At 62.3% G+C, this 4,244-nt stretch carries 5 protein-coding genes; 3 read left to right on the top strand and 2 right to left on the bottom strand.

What is annotated here, in order from left to right; translation table 11 throughout:
* Positions 1 to 709: DUF6328 family protein (locus tag KBW98_RS23515; RefSeq protein ID WP_229429393.1), on the top strand; the 709-nt coding region annotated here is incomplete at its 5' end.
* Positions 710 to 1,102: 393 nt separating this feature from the next.
* Here the strand turns inward: KBW98_RS23515 and KBW98_RS23520 are convergent.
* Positions 1,103 to 1,735, bottom strand: a complete 633-nt coding sequence (locus KBW98_RS23520; RefSeq protein ID WP_211522595.1) for a type 1 glutamine amidotransferase family protein — start codon at positions 1,733 to 1,735, stop codon at positions 1,103 to 1,105.
* 25 nt (positions 1,736 to 1,760) lie between these two features.
* The gene (locus tag KBW98_RS23525) at positions 1,761 to 2,744 is read right to left on the bottom strand and encodes a LysR substrate-binding domain-containing protein (RefSeq protein ID WP_211522596.1); all 984 of its coding nucleotides are present in this window, start codon (positions 2,742 to 2,744) and stop codon (positions 1,761 to 1,763) included.
* On the opposite strand from KBW98_RS23525, the gene KBW98_RS23530 reads away from it, so the two are divergent.
* Together KBW98_RS23530 and KBW98_RS23535 are read left to right on the top strand one after the other, a co-directional pair.
* Positions 2,743 to 3,627 (top strand): EamA family transporter, encoded by an 885-nt coding sequence (locus KBW98_RS23530; RefSeq protein WP_211522597.1) that lies wholly within the window; start codon positions 2,743 to 2,745, stop codon positions 3,625 to 3,627. The two genes, KBW98_RS23525 and KBW98_RS23530, sit on opposite strands and share 2 nt — an antisense overlap.
* Positions 3,624 to 3,896: a hypothetical protein gene (locus KBW98_RS23535; RefSeq protein WP_211522598.1), complete on the top strand. Its 273-nt coding sequence runs from the start codon at positions 3,624 to 3,626 to the stop codon at positions 3,894 to 3,896. Before KBW98_RS23530 ends, KBW98_RS23535 begins: the two co-directional genes overlap by 4 nt.
* Positions 3,897 to 4,244: the final 348 nt, after the last annotated feature.

Genomic DNA, 4,244 nt, shown 5'->3' on the forward strand with positions numbered 1-4,244 from the left:
CCTCTCCTCCTACGCTATCCGTCTCTGCCAAGCAGCGACGTTTGCGTCGGGGGAACAGAACTATAGCAAACGCAATCCTGGTGCACAAGTGGCGATGTTGTCATGCTGCGACTCGGCGGCGGCTCTTCCTCGCACGTCGCTTGGCATTCCGGCCTTCGTGTTCCATAGTGGGTTCAAGCGTGCGCGCATTGATGGTGGGGGACTTTGGGCGTACTGTTCAGCTATGGAAAATCAGCAAGCAGAAACGAACAACATCGATGCGGAGATGCGCAACATTATCGAAGAGGCGCGCGTCATCCTTCCCGGGGTCCAGGCCCTTTTTGGATTCCAGACCATTGCAGTCTTTAACGACCGCTTCGAAGACCTGGCGACATTCGCAAAGATATGCCATGTGGCGGGACTCGTCATGGTCATCGTTTCGGTCGCCATGGTCATGACACCGGCCATCTATTACCGTACCTGCCGGGGCCACGCCACCGACACGATGGTCAAGTTCGCCTCGCGAATGATCCGTGGAGCGCTTTGCCCCCTCGCCATCGGCCTGGCGCTCGATATGTTCACGGTGATCTACCTGGCGACGACCGGCATGTCAGCGCGCGTCGCGGTCAGTATCGGTGCTGCGATCGGCACGCTGATCCTGCTGGCCGGACTGTGGTACGTCGTCCCTCGCAAGGCGCATAAGCTATCGAACGGGAGCAAGGGCTGCTGAGCCAAATGTGTGGCTCCGAACAGATGAGTTGCTTTGCAAGCGGATAATGACTCTTGTCGTCGTGACGACACGACCTTGCCCGGCTAGCGCCGAGGAACCACTCGCGCTGCCGTGGTCGTAGTCACGTCGGCAACTACCCAATGCGCATAAGGGTAGAACTGGGCTACACCCGTCGCCGGAGGCTTCGGTAATCGGGGGGAGCAAAGAAGGTGACGAGTGTCGGCCCAGCCGTTCAAGCGCTGGCGACGGTGACGCAGGAAACGCGGGATCCGTTTTCGCTTTCCTGCCCGGTCGCGGTGCGGTACGGCTGCATTCGGCGGGCTGCCGGATGAGAAGGCCCTGGCCGGTGGCCAGGGCTTTTATTTTGCCGATCGCGCATTGGCGACTGCCCGCTCAAACAGGCTGCGGCTCCATCGATGCGACGAGCTCGTGGTACCAGCGCTCCTGGCGGGTCTTGTACAGGCGATACCAGGCCTTGGTGGTTTCGGGCCGCCACACCTTCAGCATCTTCAGCACTTCATGGGAGAACTCGAGCGGCGCCAGACCTGTTGCCGTGATCAGGTTATCGCCGCGTACCGCCGGCTCCTTGCGATACAGGGCTTCCCCCTGGTAGTGCGGGCAGGTCTGCTTGAGAAACTCGAGGTCGTTCGAGGTATGCCGCCGGCGATCGAGGGCGCCCACGCCGGCCAGGCCGACCGTGGCGCCGCAAATGGCGGCCACCTGGCGTCCGCGATCGAGCGCCTCCGCCGCGAATTCGAGCACCGGTCTTACCTGCGGCGAATCCCATATGTCGGAACCGGGAAGGAGCAGCAGGTCGCCTTCTTTCATCTGGATGGCGTCGATCGTGACATCCGGCGTATAGCGCGCCCCACCCATGCTGGAGACTTCGGCCTTGCCAATGCCGGCTTTCAGCAGCTTGAACTCCATGGCGGGGTCGGCGAAGAACCGCCGGCTGTTCAGTTCCGCGGTGAGGTAACCGATTTCCCAATCGGCGAGCGTATCCACTGTCACGAGATAGACATTCATCGCAGCTCCCTTCAGTATTGGACGATCAGTATAGCTGGGTCACTTCGGCTTGCGCCCGTAGCCACGCAATGAATTCGCTCACCTCGGCGGACGTCAGTGCATCGCGCGGATGGACCAGGAAATACGCCGACTGCGCGGGGAGGGACAAGGCTCCGATCCGGGACAAGCTGCCGCCCTTCAGCGCGTCGGCCGCAAGCCAGCTTCGGGCCAATGCGACGCCTTGGCCGCTTTCCGCCGCCTGCAGGGTCAGGGCCGAGTCGCGATAGACAGGACCGAACTGGCACTGGGATGCATCCTGCAATGCCGCGGCCAGGAACGCATCCCATGGATGGAAATCGTCGCGCAACAAGTTGACCCGCTGGAGATCCTCGATCCTCCGGATGCGATGCCGCTTGATGAACGCGGGGCTCGCCACCGGAAACAGGGTTTCGTGAAACAGCAGTTCGCTGCGCGTCCCCGGCCATTGCCCGTTACCGTAGCGGATGGCGAGATGCGCGCCCGCCGCGCCCAGGTCCACCACCGCCTGGGTCGCGGCCACCTCGACGTCGATGTCCGAATGCCGCACGAAGAAATCGCCCAGCCGCGGCAACAGCCACCTGGCCGCGAACGATGGCAGCACATTGATGCGCAAACGCCGCGACTCCGCGTGGCGCAAGGTCTCGGCGATCTCGGTCAGCTGCCGCAAGACCGGACGCACCACGGCAAGGAACTGCTGCCCTTGCGGGGTCAAGGCGATTTCGCGGCGCGAGCGGTCGATCAGGGAGGTTTGCAGGGAGGACTCGAGCGCGCGCATCTGGTGGCTGATCGCGCTATGGGTCAGGTGCAGTTCGCCCGCGGCCAGCGAAAAACTGCGCAGGCGCCCGATGGCCTCGAAGGCGCGCAGTGTATGCAGCGGCGGAAGGGATGAACTCATTGTGTGAATCGCATTCAAGAGAAGGTGAGTATAAAGCGTTTTTTTCCTCGACAAGACGATGCTATAAGATGATTTTCGTTCACGGGAATTGTCCATGCATCCGCGCCACCTGCTTGCCGCCGTCGGCATCGTCGCCATCTGGGGCTTCAATTTCGTTGTTATCAAGCTTGGGCTGAAGGATCTGCCGCCACTGCTGCTATGCGCTCTTCGTTTCACCCTGGCCGCACTGCCCGCGGTCTTCTTCGTGAAGCGGCCGGAGGTCCCGTTCGGCATGATCCTTACCTATGGGCTGGTGATGTTCGGGGTGCAGTTCGCTTTCCTTTTCGGCGGCATGTACCTTGGCGTCTCGGCGGGCCTGGCTTCGCTGAGCCTGCAGCTGCAATCGTTCATCACGATCGGGCTCGCGGCTTGGCTGCTGGGCGAACGCCCTACCCGCTTCCAGATCGGCGGTGCGGTGCTGGCGTTTTCAGGTATCGCCCTGGTCGCGGCGAATCTCGGAGGAGACGTGTCGGCGCCTGGCTTGCTGGCCGTGATCCTCGCGGCATTGGCCTGGGCCTGCGGGAACCTGCTGTCGAAGCGCCTGGGCAAAGTGAACATGTTCGCACTGGTGGTCTGGGGCAGCCTGGTAGTGCCGATCCCGATGTTCGCGCTGTCGCTGCTGGTCGAAGGGCCTGCCCGCATCGCGGGCGGCATCGCAAGGATGGAATGGAGCACGGTGGCAGCCCTTGCCTACCTGGTCTATCCCACCACGCTGCTGGGCTTTGCGGTATGGAGCCGGCTGCTGGCCCTGTATCCGGCAGCGAGCATCGCGCCGCTGACCCTCCTGGTGCCGGTCTTCGGCATGGCCTCGTCGGTCCTGGTGCTGGAAGAGGGACTGCAGCCGTGGAAAGTCGCCGCCTTCGTGCTCGTGATTCTTGGGTTAGGCGTCAATCTGTTTGGCGCAAGGCTGATGCTCCGCGCTCGGGGAGTGCGGCCATGACGCATGTTTTCAGGGGAGCACCCTCGACCGGCGCGATTCCGTATCAACCCAGGCCGGATTCGGCCTGGCGGGTCAAGCTGGCCTTCAGGGTCGACTTCGACAATGAGGGTCACGTCGAGGGCGAAGGATTCTTGCTCGATCTCGCGGAGGCGACGGTTTCTGGCCAGGGTGCGGCCGACATGCTGGTGTCCTCAATGAATCTGCTGCGGGCCGGGACGGTGACGATTTTTTCGATGGAGCTGGTGCGGCGGGGGCAACACGACGATTGATCGGTTTGTTGAATTCCTGGGAACCTGCTGAGCGGGATGGCCCGGAGATTGATCATGAGCGCAGGCGTACAGGAATGTTCGTACGCTCTGTTGAGAGAGCGAAACGAGCAAGCGATAAGGGCTATACGGTCCACCCGTTGGATCTATTGGTGGCAGGCGCGCGTAGGAGCGTTCGGGCTCAGGAACGGTAGTTGAACTTGGGTTCCGGCCTTCGCCGGAAGTTGTAGGCGCCAGTGGCGCGTACGACGGTTTTGAAGCCGAAGGGCGAAATCCTGCAGCGGGTAGCTTCCGCCGCTTATGAACGTCGTTCCGGCGAAGGCCGGGATCCAAGTTCGTCGCGTATCGCTG

Origin of the sequence: Massilia sp. ST3 (genome assembly GCF_018119405.1) — a bacterium.
Classification (GTDB): Bacteria; Pseudomonadota; Gammaproteobacteria; order Burkholderiales; family Burkholderiaceae_D; genus Telluria.